The organism is Massilia sp. Leaf139 (assembly GCF_001424165.1).
Lineage (GTDB): Bacteria > Pseudomonadota > Gammaproteobacteria > Burkholderiales > Burkholderiaceae_D > Telluria.
Window position 1 is genome coordinate 765476 of the sequence record NZ_LMOJ01000001.1, and the last position, 26443, is coordinate 791918.

Consider the following 26443-nt stretch of genomic DNA (forward strand, 5'->3'; position numbering starts at 1 on the left):
CAACACGGTGAATGACGGTCATGCGCTGAGCTGATATGCGCCCACCTGCACGTCATACGGTACCGAAATATGCGGCATTACGGCCGTTTATACACCTTCCCGCCCTTCATCACGAACGCCACCTTGCGCAGCGCCGCGATGTCCGCCGTCGGATCGCCCTCGACCGCAACGACGTCGGCCAGCGCGCCGGGCGCCAGGCGTCCCAGCTCCTTGCCCTTGCCGAGGATGTTGGCCGCCACCGCGGTGGCCGCGCGCAGGGCCTCCGTCGGGGTCATCCCCAGCCGCACCATCCACTCCAGCTCGCGCGCATTGGTGCCGTGGGTGAAGACGCCGACATCGCTGCCGTTGCCGATCACGACCCCGACCTTGCGCGCCAGGCGGAAGGCACGGGCCGCCTCCTGCATCGACGGCGTCGGCGCGCCGCCGCGCACGTGCTTCTGGAAGTATTCGCCGATCGCTTCCGGCGCGGTGAGGGTTGGCACATAGGCCGTGCCGCGCTCCTTCATTAGGCGCAGCGTCGCTTCGCTGGCGCCGTAGCCGTGCTCGATGGTGTCGGCGCCGGCCAGCGTCGCCAGGCGGATCGCGGCGTCGGTGCTGGCGTGTACCGCCACCTTGCGGCCGGTGACGTGGGCCGCCTCCACCATCGCCTTCAGTTCGTCGAGGGTGAAGGTCGGGCGGCTGCTGCCGTCGATGCCGGTGCGGTAGTCGCCGTACACCTTGATCCAGTCGGCGCCGCGCGCGCTCTGTTCGCGCACGGCTTTCGTCACCTCGTCGATGCCGGAGGCCGGCTGGGCGCCGTAGGGAATCTCCATGTCGGGCCGGTAGCTGCGCTCGGCCGGGCCGTAGCTGTAGCTGGCGACGATGGCTTTGGTTGCGATCAGCAGGCGCGGGCCGGCCACCACCCCCTGTTCGATCGCGCGCTTGATGCCGACGTCGGCATAGTTCGCGCCTTCGGTGCCGAGGTCGCGCAGGGTCGTGAAGCCGGCCTGTAGGGTATCGGCGGCATGCTTGCCGGCGAGGAGGGTGCGGTACTCGACCTGCTCCTTGATCACCTGGTCGTCCCAGGTGGTTTCGTTATATGGGTGAAGCAGCACGTGCGAATGCAGGTCGATCAGGCCCGGGATCAGGGTTTTGCCGGGGAGGGCGATGCGCTCGGCGTCGGCCGGCGCATTGACCGCGGCACTCGGGCCGACTTCCTTGACGCGGCCGTCGACCACCAGCACCGACCAGCCGGCGTGGCCCTGGCCTTCGCCCGTCCAGACGCGGTCGGCGCTGAGCAGGAGGCTGCGCGGATCGGCCGCGTGGGCATTGATGGTCGCGGTGTAGCCGAGCGTGACGAGGGCGAATGGGGCAAGGATGCGAGTCCAGGAACGCATGTGTCTTCCTTTTTATTATGGGAAGACCATCATAGCGGAGCCGGCACCGCTTGCGTGCGGTATGCTGGCGCCTTCATTTTTCGAACGAGAAGCAGATGGGTCAGGCGGATCTTCGCGTCACGGCGCTGTTGAAGGAAGCGGTCGCGCTGCACCAGTCGGGCAAGCTGGCCGAGGCGCAGGCGCGCTACCGCCAGGTGCTGGCGCTGGCGCCGCGCCAGTTCGACGCGCTCCATTTGTCGGGCGTGGCCGAACGCCAGCAAGGCCATGCGCAGGCGGCCGCGGATCTGATCGGGCAGGCGCTCGCCGTCGACCCCGCGCAGGCAACGGCGCACTGCAACCTCGGCGCCGCGCTCCAGGATCTGGGCCGCGCCGCCGACGGACTGGCCAGCTACGACACGGCCCTCGCCCTGAACCCCAACTACGCGCTCGCCTGGAGCAACCGCGGCAACGCCTTGCGCAAGCTCGGCCGCCTGCCCGAGGCGGTCGACAGCTACGAGCGCGCCCTGGCGCTGCGTCCGGACAACGCCGAGGCCTGGTGCAACCGCGCCATCGCGCTGCTCGACCTGGGCCAGGCCGAGGCAGCGCTCGAAAGTGCGGAAGCGGCGCTGCGCTTGCGGCGGCCGTACCCGCAGGCCCTGTGCGTGCGCGCGAACGCCCTGTACCAGCTGCGCGACTTCGAGGCCGCCCTGCACAGCTATGACGACGCCATCGCCGCCGATGCGCAGGCGCCCGAGGCGCACGGCGGACGCGCCCTCGCGCTCCTGAAGCTCGGGCGCGCGCAGGAGGCGCTGGGCAGTGCCGAAGCGAGTCTCGCGCTGCGGCCAGCGTACCCGCAGGGGCAGCGCCAGCGCGGCGACGCGCTGCTGGCCCTCGGGCGGCGCGAAGACGCCATCGCCGCTTACCAGGAGGCGCAGGCACTGGCGCGGGAAGCCGGTCAGGACAGCGCGGATATCGACTTCGCGCTGGCCGCGCTCGGCGTCGGCGCCGCACCCGAACGGGCGCCCGGCGCCTACGTGAAAGCCCTGTTCGACGGCTATGCCGGCCACTTCGACGAACACCTGACCGGCGTGCTGGGCTACCGCACGCCGGCGCTGCTGGGCGAGGCGATCGGGCGCCATGTGGATCGCCTGGTCGAACCCGGCGGGCTCGCCGTGGCCGACCTCGGCTGCGGCACGGGACTGTGCGCGCCCGTCCTGCGCCCGCTCGCGCGCAGCCTGGCGGGCGTGGACTTGTCCGAGCGGATGCTGGCGCAGGCCCGTGCGGGCGGGCTGTACGACGAACTGGCCTGCGCCGACATCGGCGACTGGCTGGCCGGCCGTCCAGCGGCCTTCGATCTCGCCGTGGCCGCCGACGTGCTGGTGTATTTCGGCGCGCTCGACGGTCTGTTCGCCGCGGTGCGCGCCGCGCTGCGGCCGGGCGGCTGGTTCTGCTTCTCGACCGAAGCGGGCGAGGGCGAAGGCTATACCCTGTTGCCCTCGAACCGCTACGCGCACGCGCTGCCCTACCTGGAACGGCTCGCCGCCGCGCACGGCTTCACCGTGCTCGACGCCTCGCGCGCGGTGCTGCGCCGCGAGAACGGCGCCGGCATCGAAGGTCACCTGCTGGTATTGCGGGCCGCCTGATCACTTCGGCGCCGGGCGCGTTTTCACGGCCAGGCACAGCGCCCCCGTCACCAGCGCCAGCACCACGTGCATGCCGTACAGCGGCAGGAAGTCGGCGCGCGTCACGCTCGCGTGCCCGACCAGCAGCACCGTCACCGCCACGCCCAGCACCGACCCGAGCTGGCGCGTTGCCTGGTTGACCGCGCTGCCGACCGCGTACTGCGCCGGCGGCAGGCCCGCCACGGCGGCGCCGGACAGGGAAGGCAGCACCATGCCCACCCCGATCCCGCTCAGGAACAGGCCCGGCAGCCAATCCGTCAGGTAGGCCGGTTCCAGGCCCGGCACCAGCAGCAGCCACAAGCCGCTGGCCGCATAGATCAGCGAGCCGAGCACCAGCACCGGCCGGTGTCCGCTGCGCGCGGCGATGCGGCCGGCGACGATCGCCGTCGGCACCACCATCAGCGGGCCCGGCGTGACGGCCAGGCCGGCCAGCGGCAGGCTGAAATGCCAGATGCGCGTCATGTAGGTGAAGAAGGCGAAGAACATCATCGCGAACGCCGTGCCGAAGGCGAAGGTCGCCAGATTCACCGCGCTGTAGCTGCGGTTGGCGAACAGGGCCAGGTCGACCAGGGGCGCAGCGCTGATGCGCGCCCAGGCCACGAACACGCCGACCGCGGCCAGGCCCGCGGCGGCAAGCGCGCCCAGTTTCAGCCGGCTCCAGTACGGCGAGTCGAGCTGGGTGATCGCCATCGCCAGGGCGCCGACGGCCGCGATCAGGAGCGCCATGCCGACGAGGTCGATGCGCGCGCGCTTGCCCGGGATCTGCGCCTCGCGCAGGCGCGTCGCCCCGAACCAGAGCGAGACCGCGCCCAGCGGCAGGTTGATGTAAAAGGCCCAGGGCCAGCCCAGGTGTTCCACGATGCTGCTGCCCAGGCTCGGCCCGATGGCGGCGGCCAGGCCGCCGACCGCGCCCCACAGGCTGACGGCGACGGCGCGCTTCTCCTTGGGGAAGGCGTCGAGGATGATCGACAGCGAGGCGGGCGTCAACAGCGCCGCACCCAGGGCCTGGACGATGCGCGCCGCGATCAGCCAGCCCACGCTGCCGGCCATGCCGCAGGCGTAGGAGGCAGCCAGGAACAGGGCGACGCCGATGAGGAACACGCGCTTCCTGCCATGGGCGTCGGCCAGGCCGCCGGCGGGAATCAGCATGGTCGCGTAGACGACCGTATAGGCGTTGAGCACCCAGGACAGGTCGGCCGGCGTCGCGGCCGGGAAGGCGCCTTGCAGGGCGCCGAAGGCGGCGAACAGCACGGTGCTGTCGATCGACACCAGGAAGACGGCGATACAGGCGATCCAGAAGGTGGGCCAGGGCGAACTCGGCGCATGAGCCGCCGCGTCGATGGCGGGAGCGGGGGCGAGGCTGGGGGTGGTCATGGCGATCCTCGATCAGCGTTGGAAGTCGATGTAGATGCCCGGCTCGTTCGACAGGCCGGCCTTGATCTGGCGTGTGAGCTCGTCGATGGCGACTTCGCTCGCGCCCTGTTCGAGCGCTTCGAAGGCGCGCGCGGCGACCAGTTCGGGCGCGAGCTTGGGCACGTCCATGCCGCGCGTGAGGTCGGTGTCGATGAAGCCGACATGCATGCCGAGCACCTGCGTGCCCTGCGCGCGCAGCTCGTTGCGCAGGCCATTGGTGGCGCTCCAGGCGGCCGCTTTCGAAACGGCGTAGGCGGCCAGCACGGGTGCGCTCAGCCAGCTCGCGATCGACAGCACATTGAGCAGGGCGCCGCCGCCATTGGCCGCCAGCACCGGCGCGAAGGCCTGGCTGACGCGCAGCAGGCCGTAGACATTGGTGTCCATCATGCGTGCGGTAGCGGCGACGCTGTCCTCGGCCAGCAGGCCGCCGACGCTGGCGATGCCGGCATTGTTGACAACCAGGGTGACGTCGCCGCAGTCGCGCGCGGCCGCCGCCACCTGGCCGGCATCCGTGACGTCGAGGGCGATCGGTACCACGCCGGCAAGGGTGACCGTGCTCGGGTCGCGCGCCGCGGCGTAGACCTTGCGCGCGCCGTGGGCGAGGGCGTGGCGCGCAAATGCGAGGCCGAGGCCGCGGTTGGCGCCGGTGACGAGGACGGTGGCGTTCTGGAGTTGCATGATGCTTCCTTTCAGGACAGGTTTTCTAGAATATGACGGACATCATATTTTTGGGTAACGAAGATCGCGGACGGATCGCGTCGGTACGGTTCAGGGCGTGTCGTACTGATTGATGAGCGCGGCGCGGGTGGCCGGTAGCAGGGCGCGGCCTTCGTCGCCGAGCGCGCGCGCCATCTGCAAGGCGCCGACCAGGCTGCTGGCGAGGAGGAAGGCGCGTTCCAGCGGGGCATCCGGCGCCAGAGCGCTGCGCGCGCGCTCGACCAGGGCGGCAACGCGGGCGCGCGAGACGTCCAGCAATTCGTCGGTCTGGCGCGGCATTTCGGAGCCGAGCGCGGCGACGACGCAGCCGCGCTCGCGCGTGGCGAGGTGGTTGTCGGCCAGGTAGGCCTCGACCAGCGCCCGCACCGGGCTGGCGCCGGCGTCCTGCAGGGCGCGGATCGTGCGCGACAGGCTGCGCGTGCTGTCGGCGGCGGCGTGTTCGATGGCCGCGGCGAGCAGGGCGTCGCGCGACTTGAAGTGGGCGTAGAAGCCGCCGTGGGTCAGGCCGGCTTCCTTCATGACCTCGGCCACGCCGACCCCGGCATAACCCTGGCGGCGCACGGCGCGGGCGGCGGCTTCGAGGATGCGCTGGTGCGACTGTTCGCGGCGGCTGCTCTTGGTATCGGCGTTCATGATGAGGGACAGACAGATATGATGGCTCTCATATTATGACCATCATATTTCCGAGTCAAGCGCTTTCTTTTACATTGCAGTGCGCCATTCCCACCGCCTGTCGGGTCAGCCTTGCCGCTGCGGCTTGCCTTATTTACATTCTTCCTTTCGATCACGGTCTGGAGGAACCCGATGGAGAAGCGCCGTCTGAAGAATCGTCTCGCCGCAGCCTGCCTGCTTGCCCTCATGCTGCCCGCGGCGGCCCGGGCCCAGGCCGACTTGACGGCGTTTGATCGCGACATGGCCGGCCCGCGCGCCCAGGTGCTGGTGCTCGGTACGGTTCACCTGCGCGGCATGCCGGCCGGCTTCGACCCCGCCGCGCTCGACCCGCTGCTCGAACGGCTGGCGGCCTTCAAGCCCGAGATCGTCACCATTGAAACCGAGAACGGGGAGGAATGCGACCTGGCCGCGCGCCATGCCGCGAAGTACGGCGCCGACTATTGCGCCTCGACGGCGGCCGCGCGCGCCGCCACCGGGCTCGATGCACCGGCCGCGCTGGCCGAGGTGAGTCAGCTGCTCAAAAGCTGGCCGGCGCAGCCGACGCCGGGGCAGCGCCGACGCCTGGCGGCGCTGTTCCTGGCCTCCTACGACCGCGCCTCGGCCTATGTACAGTGGCTGCAGCTGCCATCAAACGAGCGCCGCGCCGGCGACGGATTGGACGCCGCCCTGGTCGAACAGCTCGGCAAGCTCGCAGGGCGCAAGGACGAAAGCTTCATGATCGCCGCCCGCCTGGCCGCGCGCCTCGGTTTGACGCGCGTGCACGCGGTCGACAACCACACGGGCGACCAGATCGACGTCGCCGACAAGAAGGCCTTCCTGCAATCGGTCGAAGCGGCATGGGCGGCGGGCGGCGCGGCCCTGAAGGCGCGCCAGCAGGGCGAGGAAGCGCTCATGCGCGCGCCCGACCTGCTGCCGCTCTACCGCGCCGTCAACGACCCGGAAGGCCTGCGCATCCTGGCCGAGGCCAACGTCGTGCCGGCCATGCGTGCGCAATCGAAGGAAGGCTATCCGCAGATGTGGGTGGCCGGCTGGGAGATCCGCAACCTGCGCATGGTCGCCAACATCCGCGAGACCTTCCGCGAACGGCCGGGCGCACGCGTGCTCACCATCGTCGGCGCTTCGCACAAGCCCTGGTTCGACAGCTGGCTGGGGCAGTTGCAGGGTGTCGATGTCGTCGATGCGGCGGCGCTGCTGAAGTAGCGCCGCGGCTCTATGCGTTTTCCATGAACCCGGTCAGCTCGGCCGCGATCTGCTGGGCCAGCTGGTGGATGTGGAAGCCGTCGACGAAGCCGTGGTGGGCCTGTACCGAGAACGGCAGCAGCAGGCGGCCGGGCGGGCCGTCCCTGAAGCGGCCCCAGGCCAGCGAGGGGATGTCGGGCGCGCCGAGCGCCGCCGCCGGGTGCTGGATGGACGTGAAGTCGAGCCAGGGAATGCAGGTGATGAAGACCTGATCCTTGCACTGGCGCGGCGAGAGGGCGGCGTACGCGTTGTTCAGTTCCGTCATGGCGCAGGCCTGGTCGCGCGCCGCAATCCCGCGCGCGACGAATTCGCGCAGGTCGTCGCTCCAGTCGAACAGGGCGAAGTTCAGGTCATTGTGTTGGTTGACGACCGTGAACGAGGGCATCAGGCGGTCGATCGCGATGACCTCGCCCTCGAAGACGCGGTAGCGGAAGTTCTCGATCTTCAGCACGGCGCGCAGCACCGCGCACAGCAGCACGTGGAAAGGCGGCAGGCCATGCTCCTTGCACCAGGGCCGGTAGTCGGGCAGATCGAGGGTGAAGCAGAGATTGACCGCGGGGCTGTCCATGCGGTCGAAGAGCTCGAAGCGGTCGCGCCGGTGTTCGAAGTTTTGCATGCGGTTGGAACCGTTGAAACGGAGGAGGGAAGAGGTGGCGTAACGTACGGGGTCATCGGGGCCAATGGCCTCGGTGACCGGTTCACTGGGCACCCGTGCCCAGGCGGGATCACCGGTCGTTCAGCGGCGCCCCACATGAAGCGGCGCCGCGTCCGACCGGATCCGCCCTTACTGCGCCGCCCAACCCCCATCCATGTTCCACGCCACGCCGCGCACCTGCGCCCCGGCCGGCGAGCAGAAGAACACCGCCAGCGCGCCCAGTTCGTCCGGCGTCACGAATTCGCCCGACGGCTGCTTTTCCGCCAGCAGGGCGCGGCGCGCCTCGTCGTTCGACAGGCTCTCGCGCGCGGCGCGGTCGTCGACCTGCTTCTGCACCAGCGGGGTCAGCACCCAGCCCGGGCAGATCGCGTTGCAGGTGACGCCCGTCTGCGCCGTCTCCAGCGCCGTGACCTTGGTGAAGCCGACCAGCCCGTGCTTGGCCGCGACATAGGCCGACTTCTGGCTTGAACCCACCAGGCCGTGCACCGAGGCCAGGTTGATGATGCGGCCCCAGTTTTTCGCCTTCATGCCGGGCAGGGCCAGGCGCGTGGTGTGGAAGGCCGAGGTCAGGTTGATGGCGATGATCGCATCCCATTTCTCGACAGGGAAATCCTCGACGGCGGCCACATGCTGGATGCCGGCGTTGTTGACCAGGATGTCGACGCCGCCGAACTTTTCCTGGGCGAAGGACATCATCGCCTCGATCTGCTCGGGCTTGGACATGTCGGCATTGTGGTAGGCCGTCTGCACCCCGAACTCCTGCCCGATGTCGGTGTAGAGCTTCTCGATCTGCTGGGCGTCGCCGAAGCCGTTGAAGACCAGGTTGGCGCCCTGTTCTGCCAGTGCGCGTGCGATGCCGAGGCCGATGCCCGAGGTCGAGCCGGTGACGAGTGCAGTTTTACCACTGAGCATACTGGATTTCATTGGTTCCTCTGAAGGGTAGGTGAGCGGGGTTCTTGCACGGAATTGGTAGAATTCTAATCGCTCGGGCGGTTAAAATGTGAGGCTGGGCTGAATGAGCTGTCAATTCGGCTGCCAATCGAGCTGTCAATTCAACGTACCAATCTTGTCTTCCGGAGCCGGAGTCGCCATGAGCGAAGCGAACATCAACCCGCGCATCAACAGCGTGCAGTGCAGCTCCCCCGCCGGCCTGCACCGGATTGCCTACAAGGAGTGGGGCGACCCGGCCAATCCGCGCGTGCTGGTGTGCGTGCACGGCGTCACGCGCGTGGCCGACGACTTCGATGCGCTGGCGCGCGCCCTGTGCGATACCTACCGCGTGGTCTGTCCCGACGTGGCCGGGCGCGGGCGCTCGGATCGCCTGCGCGACCCGCAGCTGTACGCGCTGCCGCAGTACGTGGCCGACATGGTGACCCTGATCGCCCGCGTGACCGCCAATGGCGACGGCAGCGTGCACTGGTTCGGCACCTCGATGGGCGGCCTGATCGGCATGGTGCTGGCCTCGCTGGAAGGCACGCCGGTCAAGCGCCTGCTGCTCAACGATATCGGCCCGGCCCTCGACGGCGCTGCGCTCAACCGCATCGCCGACTACATCGGCCAGGATCTGCGCTTCCCCGATTTCGAGAGCGGGGCGCGCTTCGTGCGCGAGGTCTCGGCTTCGTTCGGGCCGCACACCGACGAACAGTGGCACAAGCTGGCGAGCGATGTGCTGCGCCAGGAAGCCAACGGCGAATGGGTGCGCCACTACGACCTGGCGCTGGCCCAGCCCTTCAAGGCGATGGGCGTGGAGCGCGCCAGACAGGACGAGGCGGTGCTCTGGCGCGCCTGGGATGCGATCGCCTGCCCGACCCTGCTGGTGCGCGGCGAATTGTCCGACCTGCTCTCGCACGAAACGGCGCAACTGATGACGACGCGCGGGCCGAAACCGCGCCTGGTGGAGATCCCCGGCGTCGGCCATGCACCGACCTTCGTCCAGCCCGAGCAGGTCGCAATCGCACGCGAATTTTTAACGGGCGCCTGAGCCCCATACGAAAACACGACGAAAACACGAAAGAGAACATGGAAATCAAACGACTTCACGTAGGCAAGCGCCTGTCCGAAACCGCCATCCACAACGGCACCGTTTACCTGGCCGGCCAGATCGCCGAAGACACGACGCAGGATATCGAAGGCCAGACGCGCGAGGTGCTGGGCCACGTCGACCGCCTGCTGCAGGAAGCCGGCAGCGACAAGACCTGCATCCTCATGTGCCAGATCTACATCGCCGACATGGCCCATTTCGCCGGCATGAACGCCGTCTATGACGAATGGGTGGCCGCTGGCCACACGCCGCCGCGCGCGACCGTCGAAGCGAAGCTTGCCAATCCGGCCTGCCTGGTGGAGATCGTCGTCACCGCCGCCCTGCGCTGAGCAGTTTTACCCGATGGTTTCCACCGCCGCGCTCGGCGACGCCACCACTCAGCTGATCCACGGTCTCAGTCCCGAGGAATGCGTGCGCGTGCAGCACGCGCTCGACTATGCCGCCGCGGCCTATGGCGAGCGCGCCTGCTCGTCCGGCCAGAACGCCTTCGAGTTTTCGCTCGGCGTGGCCGGCACGCTGGCCTACCTGCGCAGCGATGTCGAGACGCGCATCGCCGGCCTGCTGTTCGAACTCGTCATCGTCGAGCCGGCGCTGGTGGAAACGCTGGAGCAGCTGTTCGGGCCCGAGGTGGCCAGCCTGGTGCGCGGCGTGCAGCAGCTGATCCGGCTGCGCGACCTGACCGTCGGCCAGCAGACCGTCGGACGCGGCAAGGGCGCGGCCCAGCAGGCCGTGGCCCAGGTCGAGACCCTGCGCAAGATGCTGCTCGCGATGGCGACCGACATGCGCGTGGTGCTGATCCGCCTGGCCTCCTGCGTGACGACGCTGCGCTGGTTCGCCGAGCAGAAGCGCTTCGACGAGCTGACCCGCGACTATGGGCGCGAGGTGATGGACTTGTATGCGCCGCTGGCCAACCGGCTCGGCATCTGGCAGCTCAAATGGGAGCTGGAAGATCTGGCCTTCCGCTTCCTCGAGCCCGAAACCTACAAGCGCATCGCCAAGATGCTCGAGGAAAAGCGCATGGCGCGCGAGGGCTTCGTCGCCTCCTCGATCGAGCGCCTGCAGCGTGAATTGCATGCGGCGGGCATCAAGGCCGAGGTGAGCGGACGCCCGAAACACATCTACAGCATCTACAACAAGATGCGCGGCAAGGATCTGGATTTTTCCTCGCTCTACGACGTGCGCGCCTTCCGCGTGATCGTAGGGGACGAGAAGACCTGCTACACGGTGCTGGGCCTGGTGCACAACATCTGGACGCCGATCCCGGCCGAGTTCGACGACTACATCGCGCGCCCCAAGGCGAACGGCTACCGCTCGCTGCACACGGTCGTCACGGCCGAGGACGGGCGCCCGCTCGAAGTGCAGGTGCGCACGCAAGAGATGCACAACTTCGCCGAGTACGGCGTGGCAGCGCACTGGCGCTACAAGGAGGAGGGCGGCTCCAACTTCAAGAGCCAGAAGTACGACGAGAAGATCGCCTGGCTGCGCCAGCTGCTGGCCTGGAAGAGCGACGTCACCGATTCGGTGGCGGGTGAGGAAGACCAGAAGGAATGGGTCGAGAAGCTGAAAGCCACCACGCTCGACGACCGCATTTTCGTCCTCACGCCGCAGGCGCGCGTGCTGGAACTGCCCGTGGGCGCGACGCCGATCGACTTCGCCTACCACCTGCACAGCGAAGTCGGCCACCGCTGCCGCGGCGCCAAGATCGACGGCGCCATGGTGCCGCTGAATACGCCGCTCAAGAATGGCCAGACCTGCGAGATCATCACGGCGAAAGGCCCGGCCGGCAGCCAGGGGCCGTCGCGCGACTGGCTCAGCCCGGGCTACACGGTCAGCAGCCGTACACGTTCCAAGATCCGGGCGTGGTTCCATGCGCAGGAGCTGGCCGAGACGCTGGCTTCCGGGCGGGCGCTGGTCGAAAAATCGCTGCAACGCGAGGGCAAGACCGCGGTCAACCTGGAAGCGCTGGCCCATAAACTGGGCTTCGCCAAGGTCGACGACCTGTTCGTCGCCGTCGGCAAGGAGAAGTTCAGCCTGCGCCATGTGGAGGCGGCGCTGCACGAGACGGTGGAAGCGCCGCCGCCGGACGATGCGGCTGTCGTCAACAAGAGCCGCGCCTCGAGCGTGGAGCAGGGCGCCAAGTCCGGCGTGCTGGTGGTCGGCACCGAGGGCCTGATGACGATGCTGGCCAAGTGCTGCAAGCCGGCGCCGCCCGATCCGATCGTCGGCTTCGTCACGCGCGGCAAGGGCGTCTCGATCCACCGGCTCTCGTGCAAGAACTTCGCCGAGATGCGCAGCAAGGCGCCCGAGCGCGTGATCCAGACCGAGTGGGGCCGCGGCGTGCTCGATACGGTGTACCCGGTCGACATCTTCATCCTCGCGGTGGATCGCCAGGGTCTGCTGCGCGATATTTCGGATGCCTTCCTGCGCGAGAAGATCAACGTCACCGGCGTGAATACGCAAACGACCAAGGGACAGGCGCGCATGGTGTTCACGGCGGAGATCGGGGCGACGGCGCAGCTGCAGAAGGCCTTGAGCGCGATCGCCGAAGTCAGCGGCGTGCAGGAGGCGCGCAGGTCGTAAAAATCATGATACGAAAACCCATGCATAATTGCCGAAACCGTATCATATGACCATGCGCCGCTCCCTGCACCTCGCCAGCCGCCCCAGCCTCTGGGGCTTCGCCTTCGTGCGCTATCTGCGCAGCTGGTGGTACATGTTCCATCTCGGCGCCGTCGCCGTCGTCACCGCGCTCTCGCCCTCGACCTACAACCGCAGCAACCGCCTGACGACGGCGCGCTACATCCACGCCAGCACCTGGCAGGTGCTGCCCTGGTTCACGCTCCTGTCGGCCCTGATCAGCCTCGTCATCATCCGCATCGTGCTGGTCACCGCCATGAGCTACGGCCTGTCGCGTTATGCGCTGGAGATGGTGGTGCGGGTGCTGGTGCTGGAACTGATTCCCCTGTCGGCTGCGCTGTTCGCGGCGCTGCGTTCGGGCATGGCCTTTGACGCCACTGCCCTGGGCCTGGCGCGCGCCGGCCTGCCCACGGCCGAAGTCAATGCCGAAGCCCTGCGCCGCCTGCGGCGCGACCTGGTGCCGCAGCTGTTCGCGAATGCCTTTGCCGTGCTCGGCCTGGCCATGGTCAGCTCGACCATCGTGCTGCTGCTGGCCTACCTGAACGTGTACGGACTGTCGCCCTGGGGCATGTCCGACTACACGCGCACGGTGGGGCGCGTATTCGAACCCGTGGTCGCGATCGGCTTCGTCCTGAAGACCGTGCTGTTCGGCCTCGCGGTGGCCGTGATCCCGACCGCCGCCATCCTCGAACTGCAGCGCTATCCGCGCCGCCTGGCCTCGAGCGTGCAGCCGGGCGCGCTGCGCCTGCTGTTCGTGCTGCTCCTGATCGAAGGCGCCTCGCTTGCCCTCAAATACATCTGACAACTTGCCCATGATCGAACCCACACCTGACGAGCCAGCCCATGTCGAAACCAAGGCGATGATCCTGCTGGGACTCGTCGCCGCCCTGATCATCGCCTTCGTCCTGTACGTGATGTACGCGCGCGGCGTGTTCGAGCCGACCCAGAAGTTGGTGCTCACCACCGAAAATTCCGAAGGCGTCATTCCCGGCATGGACATGACCTTCGCCGGCTTCCCGATCGGGCGCGTGCGCCTGGTCGACCTGGCCAAGGATGGCAAGGTGCAGGTGCTGGTCGACGTCTCGAAGTCCGATGCGAAATGGCTGCGCGCCTCGTCGGTCTTCACGCTGGAACGCAGCGTGGTGGGCGAGACGCGCCTGCGCGCCTTTACCGGCGTGCTCGACGACGCGCCGCTGCCGGATGGCGCGGTGCGCCCGATCCTGCGCGGCGACGTGACGGCCGAAATCCCCGGCCTGGTCGCCACCGCCAAGCAGCTGCTGGACAACCTGCAGAACATGACGGCCGAGGGTTCCAGCATGTCGGGCAGCCTGGAGAACCTGAATACCCTCACTGGGCGCCTGTCGGGTAAGTATGGCTTGCTGAGCGGCGCGCTGGGCGACGAGGAGGCGAAGAAGTTCGTCGGCACCCTGCAGCGGCTGGACGCGCTGCTGGCCAAGACCGACCAGCGCCTGTACGGCAAGAAGGGCGTGGTCGACGATGCGCAGGCCGCGGTGGTCGAGCTGCAGGGCGTGCTGCAGGATGCGCGCGGCACGCTCAAGAAAGTCGACGCGGTGCTGGTCGAGGCCCAGGCCGTCGGCGCGAACGCGCGCGTGGCGACCGAAGACCTGGGCGCCTTGCGCGGTGAGGTCGACGCCAGCCTGCGCAAGGTGAACCGCCTGGTCGACCAGATCAACCGCAAGTGGCCGTTCGCCGGCAAGAACGAGGAGATCAAGCTGCCATGAGAATCCCAGCTTTCATTGGCGCGCTGCTGCTCGCTGCCTGCGCCAGCAAACCCGCGCCGCCCGCCTGGCAGCCGAACGCGAAGGATGCACTCGACGGTTTTACTGACGACTACCTGCGCGGGAACACGGCCGCCGCCAATGCCGAATACGCGCGGGCGCGGCGCGAGACCACCAGCACCGGGCGTGCCGACCTGGTGGCGCAGGTCGAGCTGGTGCGCTGTGGGGTGCTGGCGGCGGCGCTCGAATTCGACGATTGTCCGGGCTTTTCCGCGCTGGCGCCGGATGCGACGGCGCAGCAGCGGGCGTATGCGGCCTATCTGGCCGGACGTTGGGAAGGGCTGGATCTGGGGGCGCTGCCGGAGCAGCATCGGGCGGTGGTGGGGAGCGGGTCGATCGCCGGGGTGGTGGATCCGCTGTCGAAGCTGGTGGCGGCGGGGGCCTTGTTCAAGGCGGGACGGATCACGCCGGGGGATATCGAGATGGCGGCGGAGACGGCGTCGTCGCAGGGGTGGCGCAGGCCGCTGTTGATGTGGCTGGGAGTGGCGCAGAAGCGGGCGGAGGCTGGTGGGGATGGGGCGGCGGTGGAGCGGATCAAGCGGCGGATTGCGTTAGCATCGGGACAGAAGTAGTTAAGTGGTGCGTTGCCGTGCGTTGAGCGCGTGGGCGGGAGACCCGCCCACCCTACATCGTACGCAACCTCGCTACGTCGTTTTTTTCTGCCGCAAGGCCCACGGCAAGGCATTATGGATCGTGGTCGCCGCGATCGCCGCCTGCCCGGCCGCCACCGCGATCTGGTTCAGCCCGCGCACCACGTCACCGATGGCAAACAGCCCCGGCACCCTCGTGCGCTGGTGGTCGTCCACCACGATCTTGTCGCATTCGGCCGTCTCCACGCCCAGCTTCGACGCCAGGGTCGAGCGCGCCGATTCGCCCAGCATCGGATAGAACACGTCGAACTCGCGGCTTTCGCCGTCGGCCGTGTTCAGGATCGGCTTCATGTCCGGACTCATGCTCACGCCCAGCAGCGGCGACTCGATATAGCGCACGCCGGCCGCCGCGATCTGGCGCCGCTCCTCGTCGCTGAGCATCGGTTCCTGGCTGCGGTCGAACAGCGTGACGTCGGCGCTGAAGGAGCGCATGAAAAGGGCATGGCCGACCGGGTTGGTGTCGTTGGTGACGACGGCGATGCGCCGATCCATGACGTCGAAGCCGTCGCAGACCGGGCACAGGCGCACGGCGCCGCTGGCGACCGCTTCATGCCAATTTTCGATCGGCAGGCCGGCATCGGCCACGCCGGTGGCGATCAGCACGGTCAAGGCGCGGATGGAATGCGTGTCGCCGGCGTCGTCGAGGTAGTCGCCGATGAAATGGCCATCTTCCAGGCGCAGGTCGGTGATCTCGCCGTGCAGCACCTCGCCGCCGTAGTTGCGCAACTGGTGGGTGAGGTTCTTCAGCAACTGGCCGCCGGGTACCCCTTCGGGAAAGCCGGGATAGTTGTGCGACACGGGAATCAGGCACAGGCGGCTGTTGCCCTTGTCGACCACGACGATGTTGCGCGTGAAGCGGCGCAGGTAGATGGCGGCCGTCAGGCCGCCGGGGCCGCCGCCGACGACCAGGGTATCGAATACGCGTTCTGTCAGTTCGCTCATGGAGCGATTATCTGGAAAGGCCGAAACAGCGCCTATCGGCGCGCGTGCCCAGGCCGGGTAAGCGCAGGCTTACACCCGGTGCTTGCAGTGGCCGGCATCGAGCGGCAGGCCGTCCAGCGCTTCGGGCTGCAGAGTGACGTGGTCGATGCCGTGGCGCGCCAGGAGCATGCTGCGCACGCGCTCCAGCACAGCCGGCCATTCGGCCAGGTCGCGGATCTCGAGGTGGCCGATCAGGGCAGGGTGGCCGGGCGACATGTCCCACACGTGCAGGTCGTGCACGGAGAGCACGCCGTCGACCTCGGCCAGGTCGGCGCCCACCTGCAGGTAATCGATCCCCTGCGGCACGCCTTCCATCAGGAAGTGGTAGGACTCGCGCAGGATGCCCCAGGTCGATTTCAGGATCAGGAGCGACACGAAGATCGACAGGATCGGGTCGATGCGCACCCAGTCGGTGACATAGATGATGGCGCCGGCGGCGATCGCGGCGAGCGATCCGAGCAGGTCGCCCATGACGTTGACCAGGGCCGCGCGCGTGTTGATGCTTTGCGTGTCGCGCGAGAGCACCCATGCAACCAGCAGGTTGATGCAGGCGCCGATGGCGGCCACCACCAGCACCACGCCGCCCTGCACCGGTTCCGGGTGGGTCAGGCGCTGCACGGCCTCGTAGACGATCCAGGCGACGAGGGCCAGCATCGCCAGGCTATTGACGAAGGCGGCCAGGGCCTCGGCGCGCACGAAACCGAAGGAGTGGCGCGAGGAAGGCGGGCGCTTGGCGATCAGCTGGGCCAGCACGGCCAGGCCGAGGGCGGCGGCATCGGTCACCATGTGGCCGGCGTCCGAGATCAGGGCCAGGGAATTGGAGATGAAGCCGGTGACGACCTCGATCACGGCGAACAGCAGCGTCAGCGTCAGCGCGATGGCGAGTGCCTTCTGGCTGCGCGCCTCGATGAAATGGCCATGGCTGGCGTCGCCGTCGAGGTGGGCGTGCAGGTGTTCGGAGGTCGGTGCGGCGTGGTCGGACATGGAGCGAGCGGGAATAGGGGACAGGCCGCAGTGTAATGGATAACGGGCAGGGCCGAGGAGAGCGAAACCTGCAGCAACTTTGCTCCTTTGCCACTTAATTCCGTGCAAGCCTTGCGCGAGACGAAGGCACCCCCTATAATGCACGTCATTGGGCGGTTAGTTCAGCTGGTTAGAATACTTGGTCGACATCCAAGGGGTCGCAGATTCGAATTCTGCACCGCCCACCAGAACATTTAAGTAAGAGCGAGAAAGGCACCTACGGTTATGACACCGCGAACTACAACGAAGTTGTGGGGGAATCGCTAGACGCGGTATGGTGTTCTTTTGCTCAACACACTGAAAACAACGCGCCTAGTGCGCGTTTTTTTTCGTCCATTGAATTCAAGTTTCAATATTCTCAACATTAGCGGCGTCCGCGCCACAGGAGATCACTATGCTTAACGTGCGACTTCCCGATGGCTCCAGCCGTCAGTTCGACGGCCCCGTGACGGTCGCCCAGGTGGCGACCAGCATCGCCCCCAGCCTGGCCAAGGCCGCGCTCGCCGGCAAGGTGAACGGCAAGGTGGTCGACACCTCCTTCCTGATCGAGTCCGATGCCGATCTGGCCATCGTTACCGACAAGGATCCGGAAGGCCTGGACGTCATCCGCCACTCGACCGCCCACCTGTTGGCGCACGCGGTCAAGGAGCTGTTCCCGGACGCCCAGGTGACGATCGGGCCGGTCATCGAAAACGGTTTCTATTACGACTTCTCGTACAAGCGCCCCTTCACTCCGGACGACCTGGCGAAGATCGAAAAGAAGATGGCGGAACTGGCCAAGAAGGATGAGCCCGTCACCCGCAAGGTGCTGCCGCGCGACGAAGCGGTCGCCTATTTCAAATCGATCGGCGAAGAGTACAAGGCCGAGATCATCGCCTCGATCCCGGCCAACGAGGACGTGTCGCTGTATTCGGAAGGCAGCTTCACTGATCTGTGCCGCGGCCCGCACGTACCGTCCTCGGGCAAGCTGAAGGTCTTCAAGCTGATGAAACTGGCCGGCGCCTACTGGCGCGGCGACTCGAACAACGAGATGCTGCAGCGCGTCTACGGCACCGCCTGGGCCAAGAAGGAAGACCAGGAGCAATACCTGCACATGCTGGAAGAGGCGGAAAAGCGCGACCACCGCAAGCTCGGCAAGGCGCTCGATCTGTTCCACTTCCAGGAAGAAGCGCCGGGCCTGATCTTCTGGCATCCGAAGGGCTGGACGATCTGGCAGCAGGTCGAGCAGTACATGCGCCATAAATACCAGGTCAACGGCTACGACGAAGTCAAGGCGCCGCAGATCCTCGACGTGACCCTGTGGCAGAAGACCGGCCACTGGGACAACTACCGCGAGAACATGTTCACGACCGAGTCGGAGAACCGTTCTTACGCGCTCAAGCCGATGAACTGCCCGGGCCACGTGCAGATCTATAACTCGGGCATGAAGAGCTACCGCGACCTGCCGCTGCGCTACGGCGAATTCGGCCAGTGCCACCGCAACGAATCGTCGGGTGCGCTGCACGGCATCATGCGCGTGCGCGGCTTCACCCAGGACGACGGCCACGTGTTCTGTACCGAAGAGCAGATCGAGTCCGAAGTCACCGCCTTCCATTCGCAGGCGATGCAGGTCTACGACGACTTCGGCTTCAACAACATCGACGTCAAGCTGGCCCTGCGTCCGGATAGCCGCATCGGTTCCGACGAGATCTGGGACGAAGCGGAAGAAGCGCTGCGCTCGGCCCTGCGCGCCTGTGGCGTGGAGTGGACGGAGCTGCCGGGCGAGGGCGCCTTCTACGGCCCGAAGATCGAGTACCACCTGAAGGACAGCCTGGGCCGTCCATGGCAGGTCGGCACGATGCAGGTCGACTTCTCGATGCCGGGACGCCTCGGCGCCGAGTATGTCGCGGAAGACAATACCCGCAAAGTACCGGTAATGCTGCACCGCGCGATCGTCGGCTCGATGGAGCGCTTCATCGGCATCCTGATCGAGAACTATGCCGGCGCGCTGCCGCTTTGGCTCGCTCCAGTACAAGTGGCAGTGCTCAACATTTCGGACGCCCAGGCGAGCTATGTGAAAGAGGTGGAAGCCAAGCTGAAGAAGGCTGGCCTGCGTGTTCACGCTGATTTGCGGAACGAGAAGATTACCTATAAAATACGTGAACATTCCGTCCAAAAATTGCCATATATCTTAGTTGTTGGCGACAAGGAACGTGAAGCAAACACCGTGGCCGTGCGTGCGCGGGGCAATGTCGATCTGGGCGTGATGTCCGTCGATGCCCTGATCGAGCGCCTCGTGGGCGAAGTCGCTTCGAAAGCTAAATAAGTCCCCCGGGTTTATAGCCGGCCGGTTATTCAGACATTAAAAGGAAACAACATAGCTACTGACAAGTCGCATCGCATCAATGGCGAAATCACTTACCCGGAAATGCGTCTCTCCGGGGTGGACAACGAGCCGCTGGGCATTGTGAGCCTGGCTGAGGCATTTCGTCTGGCCGAGGAAAAGAACGTCGACCTCGTGGAAATCGCGCCGAACGCGGTTCCACCGGTCTGCCGCCTCATGGATTACGGCAAGTTCAAGTACTCGGAGCAGAAGAAGGCCCACGAAGCCAAGCTGAAGCAGAAGATCATCCAGGTCAAGGAAGTCAAATTCCGCCCGGGCACGGATGAAGGCGACTACAGCATCAAGCTGCGTAACCTCATCAAGTTCCTGGAAGAAGGCGACAAGACCAAGATCACGCTGCGCTTCCGCGGTCGCGAAATGGCGCACCAGGACATCGGCTTCCGCATGCTCGAACGTCTGAAGGGTGATCTGGAGCCATTCGGCCAGGTCGAGCAGTTCCCGAAGATGGAAGGCCGCCAGATGATCATGATCATTGCTCCGAAAAAGAAGAAGTAATTCTCCGGTTTCGTAGTGCGTCAGGGCCGGGCCCGGTGTTGCAGCGTTAGCTGTAATGCCGGGCTCGGCCTTGTGTCGTTTGTGGTTCCGTTGCCGTACTGTGTTGGTGGGTACAGGGCGCCCACCCTGCGACCCCTGCTCAGTTCGTAGGGTGGGCGCCCCGTGCCCACCATTCAAAACCGATCCCTCAGCAACACTTTCCTCATCAAACTGTGTTAGAATCTGCGGTTCCTGTTTTTCGAAGCAGGTTGTAGCAGGCTAGCTCCTGCTGCAAGACAAGTGAAAGTAGGCATCCAAGAGCAGCGTTGCTGCCACCTGCAATCCTGTCACATATGAGGCTGTCCGCGAGGACAGATGACTATGCCAAAAATGAAAACCAAAAGCAGCGCGAAGAAGCGTTTTCGCGTGCGTCCGGGCGGTACTGTGAAATCGGGTATGGCGTTCAAGCGTCACATCCTGACCAAGAAGACCACCAAGAACAAGCGTCAGCTGCGCGGCACCCGTAACATCAATGCGTCGGACGTGACCAGCGTCTACCGCATGATGCCATCTGCTTAATCTCACACTAAGGAGCTAATATGCCTCGAGTAAAACGTGGGGTTACTGCACGTGCCCGTCATAAGAAAGTTCTTGAGCTTGCCAAAGGCTACCGTGGCCGTCGCTCAAAAGTATTCCGTATTGCCAAGCAAGCAGTCATGCGCGCTGGCCAGTACGCATACCGCGACCGCCGCAACAAGAAGCGCGTCTTCCGCGCACTGTGGATCACCCGTATCAACGCGGCTTCGCGTTCGCACGGCATGACCTACAGCGCGTTCATGAACGGCCTGAAAAAAGCCGCGATTGAACTGGACCGTAAGGTTCTGGCCGACATGGCCGTGCACGACAAGCCAGCTTTCGCTGCGATCGTCGCTGCCGTCCAGGCCAAGCTGGCTGCCTAAAGCATCCGGTTTGCAAGTCAGCGCTGCGGCAACGCAGCGCAAAAAGAGCGGGGCATCGGTTCAGACCTATGCCCCGTTTTTGATTCTGGGCTGCTGTGAATTTGCTAACGCGTAGCATTTCCGCGACAATTCATCAATGCCCCGTGGCTCCTGCCACCTAATCCAGGAAAAGAACAAAGCATGAACTCGCTCGAAGAACTCGTCGTATCGGCCCAGGCTGACTTTGGCGCCGCGCCGGATGCGGCCGCGCTGGAAAACGCAAAAGCGAAGTACCTCGGCAAGACCGGCCAGGTAACCGAACTGATGAAGAGCCTCGGCAAGCTCGACCCTGACGCGCGCAAGGCGCAGGGCGCCCTGATCAATACCGCGAAGGGCCAGATCGAGGACGCATTGACGGCTCGCCGCGAGGCGCTGGCGAGCGCTCAGTTGGCCGCGCGCCTGAACGCCGAAGCGATCGACGTCACCCTGCCGGGCCGCGGCCGCGCCATGGGCGGCATCCACCCGGTAATGCGCACCTGGGAACGCGTCGAGCAGATCTTCCGCTCGATCGGCTTCGACGTGGCCGACGGCCCCGAAATCGAAACCGACTGGACGAACTTCACCGCCCTGAACAGCCCGGAAAACCACCCGGCCCGTTCCATGCAGGACACCTTCTATATCGAGGGCCAGGACAGCACCGGCAAGCCGTTGCTGCTGCGCACCCACACCAGCCCGATGCAGGTGCGCTACGCGCGCGCGCATACGCCGCCGATCAAGGTGATCGCGCCGGGCCGCACCTACCGCGTCGACAGCGACGCCACCCACTCGCCGATGTTCCACCAGGTCGAAGGCCTGTGGATCGGCGAGGACATTTCCTTCGCCGACCTGAAGGGCGTCTACCTGAATTTCGTCAAGGCCTTCTTCGAGACCGACGACCTGCAGGTGCGTTTCCGTCCGTCCTACTTCCCGTTCACGGAACCGTCGGCCGAGATCGACATCGCCTTCGGTTCGGGCCCGCTGAAGGGCCGCTGGCTCGAAGTGTCGGGCGCCGGCCAGGTGCATCCGACGGTCGTACGGAACTTCGGCCTGGATCCGGAAAAGTTCATCGGCTTCGCGTTCGGCTCCGGCCTCGAGCGCTTGACGATGCTGCGTTATGGGATCAACGACCTGCGCCTCTTTTATGAGGGCGATCTCCGCTTCCTGAAGCAGTTCAATTGAGGGTAGGGTGGACGGCTCTGCCGTCCACGCGTTAACAGACGCTAAACGCGAACGCTAACGATCACTATCCCGCGTGGACGGCAGAGCCGTCCACCCTACGACAAATACCTGCAGCGACAAGGCAAAAGATTATGCAATTCTCCGAAAACTGGCTCCGTTCCATGGTCGATCCGAAGATGACGTCGGACGAGCTGTCCCATCTGCTGACGATGTCCGGCCTGGAAGTCGAAGAGGTCGAGCCGGTCGCGCCGCCGTTCTCGAACGTGGTCGTGGCCGAAGTCGTCGAGGTGGCCAAGCACCCGAACGCGGATCGCCTGAACGTCTGCCAGGTCGACGTCGGCACCGGTACGCTCCTGAACATCGTCTGCGGGGCGCCGAACGTGCGCGCGGGCATGAAGGCGATCTGCGCCCAGGCCGGCGCCGTGCTGCCGCCGGGCGCCGACGGCAAGCCCTTCGAGATCAAGGTCGGCAAGCTGCGCGGCGTGGAATCGCAGGGCATGATGTGCTCGGCGAAAGAGCTGAAAATTTCGGAAGAGAGCAGCGGCCTGATGGAACTCCCGGCCGATGCACCGGTCGGCACGAGCATCCGCGATTATCTCGGCCTGGACGACCTGAAGTTCACCATCAAGCTGACCCCGAACAAGGCGGATTGCCTGTCGGTGCTGGGCGTGGCGCGCGAAGTGTCGGCGCTGACCGGCGCACCGCTGCACCTGCCGACCACGGTGCCGGTGCCGGTCACCAGCGATGAAATTTTGCCGGCGAAGATCTCGGCGCCGGATCTGTGCGGCCGCTTCACCGGCCGCGTGATCCGCGGCCTGAATGCGAAAGCCGCCACCCCGGACTGGATGAAAGGGCGCCTGGAGCGCTCGGGCCAGCGTTCGGTCTCGGCCCTGGTCGACATCTCGAACTACGTGATGCTCGAAGTCGGCCGTCCTTCGCACGTGTTCGACATGAACAAGATCCACGGCAGCCTGGACGTTCGTTGGGGCAAGAAGGGCGAAACGCTCAAGCTTCTGAACGGCAATACGGTCGAGGTCGACGAGTGGGTCGGCGTCATCGCCGACGAAAAAGAAATCGAATCGCTGGCGGGCATCATGGGCGGCGACTCCACCGCAGTGACCCTGGACACGACCGACATCTACCTGGAAGCGGCCTTCTGGTGGCCGAACGCGATCCAGGGCCGTGCCCGCAAATACAATTTCTCGACCGATGCGGCGCACCGCTTCGAGCGCGGCGTCGATTACGCCACGACCGTGGAGCACATCGAGCGCATCACCGCGCTGATCCTGGAGATCTGCGGCACGCCTGAAACGAAGGTCGGCCCGATCGACGACCAGGTCGCGAACCTGCCGCAGCGCCAGCCGGTCGTACTGCGCACGGCGCGCGCCCAGAAGGTCATCGGCGTGCCGATCACCGACGAAATGGTGGCCGACATCTTCACCCGCCTGCACCTGCCGTTCACCCACGAGGCCGGCAGCTTCTCGGTGACCGCGCCGTCCTACCGGTTCGACATCGAGATCGAGGAAGACCTGATCGAGGAAGTCGCGCGCGTCTACGGTTTCGAGAACATTCCCGCCAATCCGCCGGTCGCCCCGAGCGCCATGCTGATCGAGCCGGAAAACACCCGCTCGCTGTTCGCCGTGCGCCACGTGCTGGCCGATCTCGGCTACCAGGAAGTGGTGAACATGAGCTTCGTGGAAAGCGCCTGGGAGCAAGACTTCGCTGCCAACGTCGACCCGATCAAGCTGCAGAACCCGATCGCCAGCCAGATGAGCACCATGCGCTCGAACCTGATCGGCGGCTTGCTGGCCAACGTGCGCTACAACCTGAACCGCAAGGCGGGGCGCGTGCGCGTGTTCGAGGTGGGCGCCGTGTTCAAGCGCGACGCGGCGGTGGCCGACGGCGCCCTGACGGTGGCCGGTTTCGACCAGCCCAAGCGCGTCGCCGCGATGGCCTACGGCCCGGCGGTGGACGAGCAGTGGGGCATGGCGACCCGTGCGGTCGACTACTTCGACCTCAAGGCCGACCTGGAAGCGCTGTTCGCGCCGCGTGTGGTACGCTTCGTCAAGGCTGAGCACCCGGCGCTGCACCCGGGCCGCTGCGCGAATGTCGAGCTCGATGGCCGCATTGTCGGTTTCATCGGCGAGCTGCATCCGCGCTGGCTGCAGAAATACGACCTGCCGCAGGCGCCGGTGCTGTTCGAGGTCGATGCCGCCGCCTTGCAAGAGCGCGTCGTCCCGGCCTACACCGAAATTTCCAAGTTCCCGGGCGCGACGCGCGACCTGGCGCTGGTGCTGAAACAGGCGGTTCCGGCCCAGGCCGTGATCGACGCTTTCACCGCCGCGGCTGCCGCTCATCCAAATGGCAAGATCGTGCAAGCCATTGTTTTATTTGATGAATACCGCGGCAAAGGTTTAGAGGCAGACGAAAAATCGCTTGCTTTCCGCTTTAGCTTGCAAGATACTCAATCGACCTTGCAGGACGATGTCGTGGAGGCCGTGATGGCTTCCGTGGCTGAGGCTGCAATAGAAAAACACAGCGCAAAATTGCGCGGCTAAGCTGTTTGTCCAAACATGTCCAACTCGAAGGCAGGGCTTCAAAATTAATAATAACGACGTTGATTCGGCCGTATTCCAGGAAGCCCTGGCGGCCGACCTGCATCGTGCGATGCAGGTGGCGCGGGTACGGAAGGAAGCGGAAAAGGATCTGCCGACCCTGACGAAGGCCGAGCTGGCCGAACTGCTCTTCGAGCAGGTCGGCTTGAACAAGCGCGAAGCCAAGGACATGGTCGAGACCTTCTTCGACGAGATCCGCAATGCGCTCGAGCGCGGCGAGGCCGTCAAGCTGTCGGGCTTCGGCAACTTCCAGTTGCGCGACAAGCCCCAGCGGCCGGGCCGCAATCCGAAAACCGGGGAAGAGATCCCGATCACGGCGCGTCGCGTCGTGACTTTCCACGCCAGCCAGAAACTGAAGAGCATGGTCGAAGAGACCAGCCCGCCACCGTCTTCGCTGGCCCGCGCTGCCTGATTCCGCAAGGATCATTGCGTCATGCAAGTGCCTCTGATAAGTGAGCCATGAACGATCGCCCGAACAAGATTGAATTGACCGCGCTGCCGCCGATCCCGGCGAAGCGCTACTTCACGATCGGCGAAGTCAGCGAATTGTGTGGGGTCAAACCGCACGTGCTGCGCTACTGGGAACAGGAATTTACTCAGCTAAAGCCAGTCAAACGCCGAGGTAACCGCCGTTACTACCAGCACCACGAAGTGCTGCTGATCCGGCGTATCCGCGAATTGCTCTACGAACAGGGCTTCACGATCAGCGGCGCCCGCAACAAGCTCGACAGCCGCGCCAGCAGCCTGGCCGGCGGCATTGAAGAAATCCAGGTCGAAGAAGCACCGGTCATCGATACGGCGAAGCTGCGCGCGGATCTGCTCGATATCGTCGCCCTCTGTAAACAGAGCGTGCGGCATCAAGAGTCACGATAAAACCGTCGCGAGCGGCAGGAATTTCGGCCGAGCCTCCAAGGGGACAGTGCTCGCTGTACGCATGTACAGTGAGCATCGCAGGTCGAAAGTCCAACGCGCAGCAGGTTTGATCGTGACTCTGCGCTTAAGGTTGTGTTAACTGGGCAGTCGTGCGCTGTTGTAGAAGGGCGCATGAGTGCTAAAATGTTACATGCGGCTTAGGTAATTCAACGCACGATAGCCGGGTGAGCTTTCCCCGGCACTTTCCTGTGCCAGGAAAATTTAAGGGAAGACAATGATACGCGTTGCCATTTGTGACGATCACCAGATAGTTCGAGCAGGTTTCAAACAGATTTTCTCCTCGTCCGGCGATTTCGAAGTCGTCGCTGAAGGCGCCACCGGCCGCGAGGCGCTGGACATTGCCCGTCGCGAAATCTGCGACGTGCTGCTGCTCGACATCGCCATGCCCGACCAGAGCGGGATCGACATTTTGCGTACCATCCGCCAGGGTCAGCCGAACCTGCCGGTGCTGATTCTCTCCGGCTATCCGGCCCAACAGTACGCGCTGAACCTGTTCAAGATGGGCGCCAACGGCTACCTGAACAAGGAATGCGATGCCGACGAGCTGAAAACGGCCGTGCGCACCGTGTTCCAGGGACGCCGCTACGTGAGCTCGACCGTCGGAGAATTGCTGGCGCAAAGCTTCGACCGCGACCCGAACACGGCCCTGCATACCGAGCTGTCGGATCGCGAATTCCAGGTCTTCCTGCGCCTGGCCAAGGGCGCCACCGTCTCCGACATCGGCAATGCGCTGTCGCTGTCGATCAAGACCGTGTCGACCTACCGTACCCGCATCATGGAGAAAATGGGCCTGCAGTCGAACAGCGACCTGACCTATTACGCCATGAAGAACAACCTGCTCGACTAATAACCGAATATGCAGGCTCGCGAGCGCTGCCCGGCGCTCGCCCTTGTCGGCTACTATCAGCCGGCGTGGCGGTTCCGCCGCCCGAGCGTCACCGCGCGACCTCCGCCCCTCCGTTAATCTGTGATCGGAAAAGTAACGGGGCCGGCGACAAGCCGCACATCTGTCTTATCC

25 protein-coding genes and 1 tRNA gene are annotated in these 26443 nt (G+C 65.5%); 18 read left to right on the forward strand and 8 right to left on the reverse strand.

Translation table 11 applies throughout. The features are described 5' to 3' along the window. Positions 1–77: 77 nt before the first annotated feature. A complete protein-coding gene (locus ASF77_RS03475) occupies positions 78–1376 on the reverse strand; it encodes an amidohydrolase family protein (protein WP_056334414.1) in 1299 nt (432 codons plus the stop codon). 95 nt (positions 1377–1471) lie between these two features. Here ASF77_RS03475 and ASF77_RS03480 point away from each other — a divergent pair, with 95 nt between their 5' ends. Further along, positions 1472–2998 (forward strand): tetratricopeptide repeat protein, encoded by a 1527-nt coding sequence (locus ASF77_RS03480; protein WP_056334418.1) that lies wholly within the window; start codon positions 1472–1474, stop codon positions 2996–2998. On the opposite strand, the gene ASF77_RS03485 is transcribed toward ASF77_RS03480, so the two are convergent. From ASF77_RS03485 to ASF77_RS03495, 3 genes are all read right to left on the reverse strand, one after another. Beyond that, positions 2999–4411 (reverse strand): MFS transporter, encoded by a 1413-nt coding sequence (locus tag ASF77_RS03485; protein ID WP_056334423.1) that lies wholly within the window; start codon positions 4409–4411, stop codon positions 2999–3001. Positions 4412–4423: 12 nt separating this feature from the next. Next, on the reverse strand, positions 4424–5128 hold the full coding sequence (locus ASF77_RS03490; protein WP_056334427.1) for an SDR family oxidoreductase: 705 nt from the start codon (positions 5126–5128) through the stop codon (positions 4424–4426). Between the two features lie 90 nt (positions 5129–5218). Then, the gene (locus tag ASF77_RS03495; protein ID WP_056334429.1) at positions 5219–5800 is read right to left on the reverse strand and encodes a TetR/AcrR family transcriptional regulator; all 582 of its coding nucleotides are present in this window, start codon (positions 5798–5800) and stop codon (positions 5219–5221) included. Positions 5801–5971: 171 nt separating this feature from the next. Here ASF77_RS03495 and ASF77_RS03500 point away from each other — a divergent pair, with 171 nt between their 5' ends. Then, the gene (locus ASF77_RS03500; RefSeq protein ID WP_056334433.1) at positions 5972–7039 is read left to right on the forward strand and encodes a DUF5694 domain-containing protein; all 1068 of its coding nucleotides are present in this window, start codon (positions 5972–5974) and stop codon (positions 7037–7039) included. 10 nt (positions 7040–7049) lie between these two features. Here the strand turns inward: ASF77_RS03500 and ASF77_RS03505 are convergent, their stop codons facing one another. Together ASF77_RS03505 and ASF77_RS03510 are read right to left on the reverse strand one after the other, a co-directional pair. Continuing rightward, the gene (locus tag ASF77_RS03505; protein WP_056334436.1) at positions 7050–7694 is read right to left on the reverse strand and encodes a CatA-like O-acetyltransferase; all 645 of its coding nucleotides are present in this window, start codon (positions 7692–7694) and stop codon (positions 7050–7052) included. A gap of 168 nt (positions 7695–7862) precedes the next feature. After that, on the reverse strand, positions 7863–8657 hold the full coding sequence (locus ASF77_RS03510) for a 3-hydroxybutyrate dehydrogenase (protein WP_056334438.1): 795 nt from the start codon (positions 8655–8657) through the stop codon (positions 7863–7865). Between the two features lie 166 nt (positions 8658–8823). Between ASF77_RS03510 and ASF77_RS03515 the strand changes: the two genes are divergently transcribed. Genes ASF77_RS03515 through ASF77_RS03540 form a run of 6 tightly spaced genes read left to right on the forward strand, consistent with a single transcriptional unit; the run spans position 8824 to position 14782 of the window. After that, positions 8824–9714, forward strand: a complete 891-nt coding sequence (locus ASF77_RS03515; RefSeq protein ID WP_056334441.1) for an alpha/beta fold hydrolase — start codon at positions 8824–8826, stop codon at positions 9712–9714. 38 nt (positions 9715–9752) lie between these two features. Then, on the forward strand, positions 9753–10103 hold the full coding sequence (locus ASF77_RS03520; RefSeq protein WP_056334442.1) for a RidA family protein: 351 nt from the start codon (positions 9753–9755) through the stop codon (positions 10101–10103). A 13-nt stretch (positions 10104–10116) separates the two neighbouring features. Then, entirely contained in the window at positions 10117–12354 is a 2238-nt protein-coding gene (locus tag ASF77_RS03525; RefSeq protein WP_056334445.1) for a bifunctional (p)ppGpp synthetase/guanosine-3',5'-bis(diphosphate) 3'-pyrophosphohydrolase, read from the forward strand. Positions 12355–12406: 52 nt separating this feature from the next. Beyond that, complete coding sequence (locus ASF77_RS03530; protein WP_056336335.1) at positions 12407–13213, forward strand: ABC transporter permease; 807 nt, start codon at positions 12407–12409, stop codon at positions 13211–13213. A gap of 10 nt (positions 13214–13223) precedes the next feature. Further along, entirely contained in the window at positions 13224–14153 is a 930-nt protein-coding gene (locus tag ASF77_RS03535; protein ID WP_056334448.1) for an MlaD family protein, read from the forward strand. Next, entirely contained in the window at positions 14150–14782 is a 633-nt protein-coding gene (locus ASF77_RS03540) for a hypothetical protein (RefSeq protein ID WP_056334451.1), read from the forward strand. Before ASF77_RS03535 ends, ASF77_RS03540 begins: the two co-directional genes overlap by 4 nt. Positions 14783–14854: 72 nt before the next feature. On the opposite strand, the gene ASF77_RS03545 is transcribed toward ASF77_RS03540, so the two are convergent. Beyond that, complete coding sequence (locus tag ASF77_RS03545; RefSeq protein WP_056334454.1) at positions 14855–15802, reverse strand: NAD(P)/FAD-dependent oxidoreductase; 948 nt, start codon at positions 15800–15802, stop codon at positions 14855–14857. A gap of 69 nt (positions 15803–15871) precedes the next feature. Continuing rightward, on the reverse strand, positions 15872–16825 hold the full coding sequence (locus ASF77_RS03550) for a cation diffusion facilitator family transporter (protein WP_056334459.1): 954 nt from the start codon (positions 16823–16825) through the stop codon (positions 15872–15874). A 150-nt stretch (positions 16826–16975) separates the two neighbouring features. On the opposite strand from ASF77_RS03550, the gene ASF77_RS03555 reads away from it, so the two are divergent. The 10 genes from ASF77_RS03555 (at position 16976) to ASF77_RS03600 (ending at position 26272) form a co-directional block, all read left to right on the forward strand. Further along, positions 16976–17052, forward strand: a tRNA-Val gene (locus ASF77_RS03555). 206 nt (positions 17053–17258) lie between these two features. Then, positions 17259–19169: a threonine--tRNA ligase gene (gene thrS, locus ASF77_RS03560; RefSeq protein ID WP_056334463.1), complete on the forward strand. Its 1911-nt coding sequence runs from the start codon at positions 17259–17261 to the stop codon at positions 19167–19169. Positions 19170–19196: 27 nt separating this feature from the next. Next, the gene (infC, locus tag ASF77_RS03565) at positions 19197–19742 is read left to right on the forward strand and encodes a translation initiation factor IF-3 (protein ID WP_267875179.1); all 546 of its coding nucleotides are present in this window, start codon (positions 19197–19199) and stop codon (positions 19740–19742) included. A gap of 360 nt (positions 19743–20102) precedes the next feature. Beyond that, on the forward strand, positions 20103–20300 hold the full coding sequence (rpmI, locus tag ASF77_RS03570) for a 50S ribosomal protein L35 (RefSeq protein WP_026354218.1): 198 nt from the start codon (positions 20103–20105) through the stop codon (positions 20298–20300). A gap of 20 nt (positions 20301–20320) precedes the next feature. After that, positions 20321–20680, forward strand: a complete 360-nt coding sequence (gene rplT / locus ASF77_RS03575) for a 50S ribosomal protein L20 (RefSeq protein WP_056334468.1) — start codon at positions 20321–20323, stop codon at positions 20678–20680. A gap of 180 nt (positions 20681–20860) precedes the next feature. After that, on the forward strand, positions 20861–21877 hold the full coding sequence (pheS, locus tag ASF77_RS03580) for a phenylalanine--tRNA ligase subunit alpha (RefSeq protein WP_056334472.1): 1017 nt from the start codon (positions 20861–20863) through the stop codon (positions 21875–21877). Positions 21878–22008: 131 nt separating this feature from the next. Then, on the forward strand, positions 22009–24435 hold the full coding sequence (gene pheT, locus ASF77_RS03585; protein WP_056334475.1) for a phenylalanine--tRNA ligase subunit beta: 2427 nt from the start codon (positions 22009–22011) through the stop codon (positions 24433–24435). 109 nt (positions 24436–24544) lie between these two features. Continuing rightward, on the forward strand, positions 24545–24904 hold the full coding sequence (locus ASF77_RS03590) for an integration host factor subunit alpha (RefSeq protein WP_056334478.1): 360 nt from the start codon (positions 24545–24547) through the stop codon (positions 24902–24904). A gap of 47 nt (positions 24905–24951) precedes the next feature. Next, positions 24952–25365 (forward strand): MerR family transcriptional regulator, encoded by a 414-nt coding sequence (locus ASF77_RS03595; protein WP_056334482.1) that lies wholly within the window; start codon positions 24952–24954, stop codon positions 25363–25365. Positions 25366–25639: 274 nt separating this feature from the next. Then, complete coding sequence (locus tag ASF77_RS03600) at positions 25640–26272, forward strand: response regulator transcription factor (RefSeq protein ID WP_056334485.1); 633 nt, start codon at positions 25640–25642, stop codon at positions 26270–26272. Positions 26273–26443 lie beyond the last annotated feature (171 nt).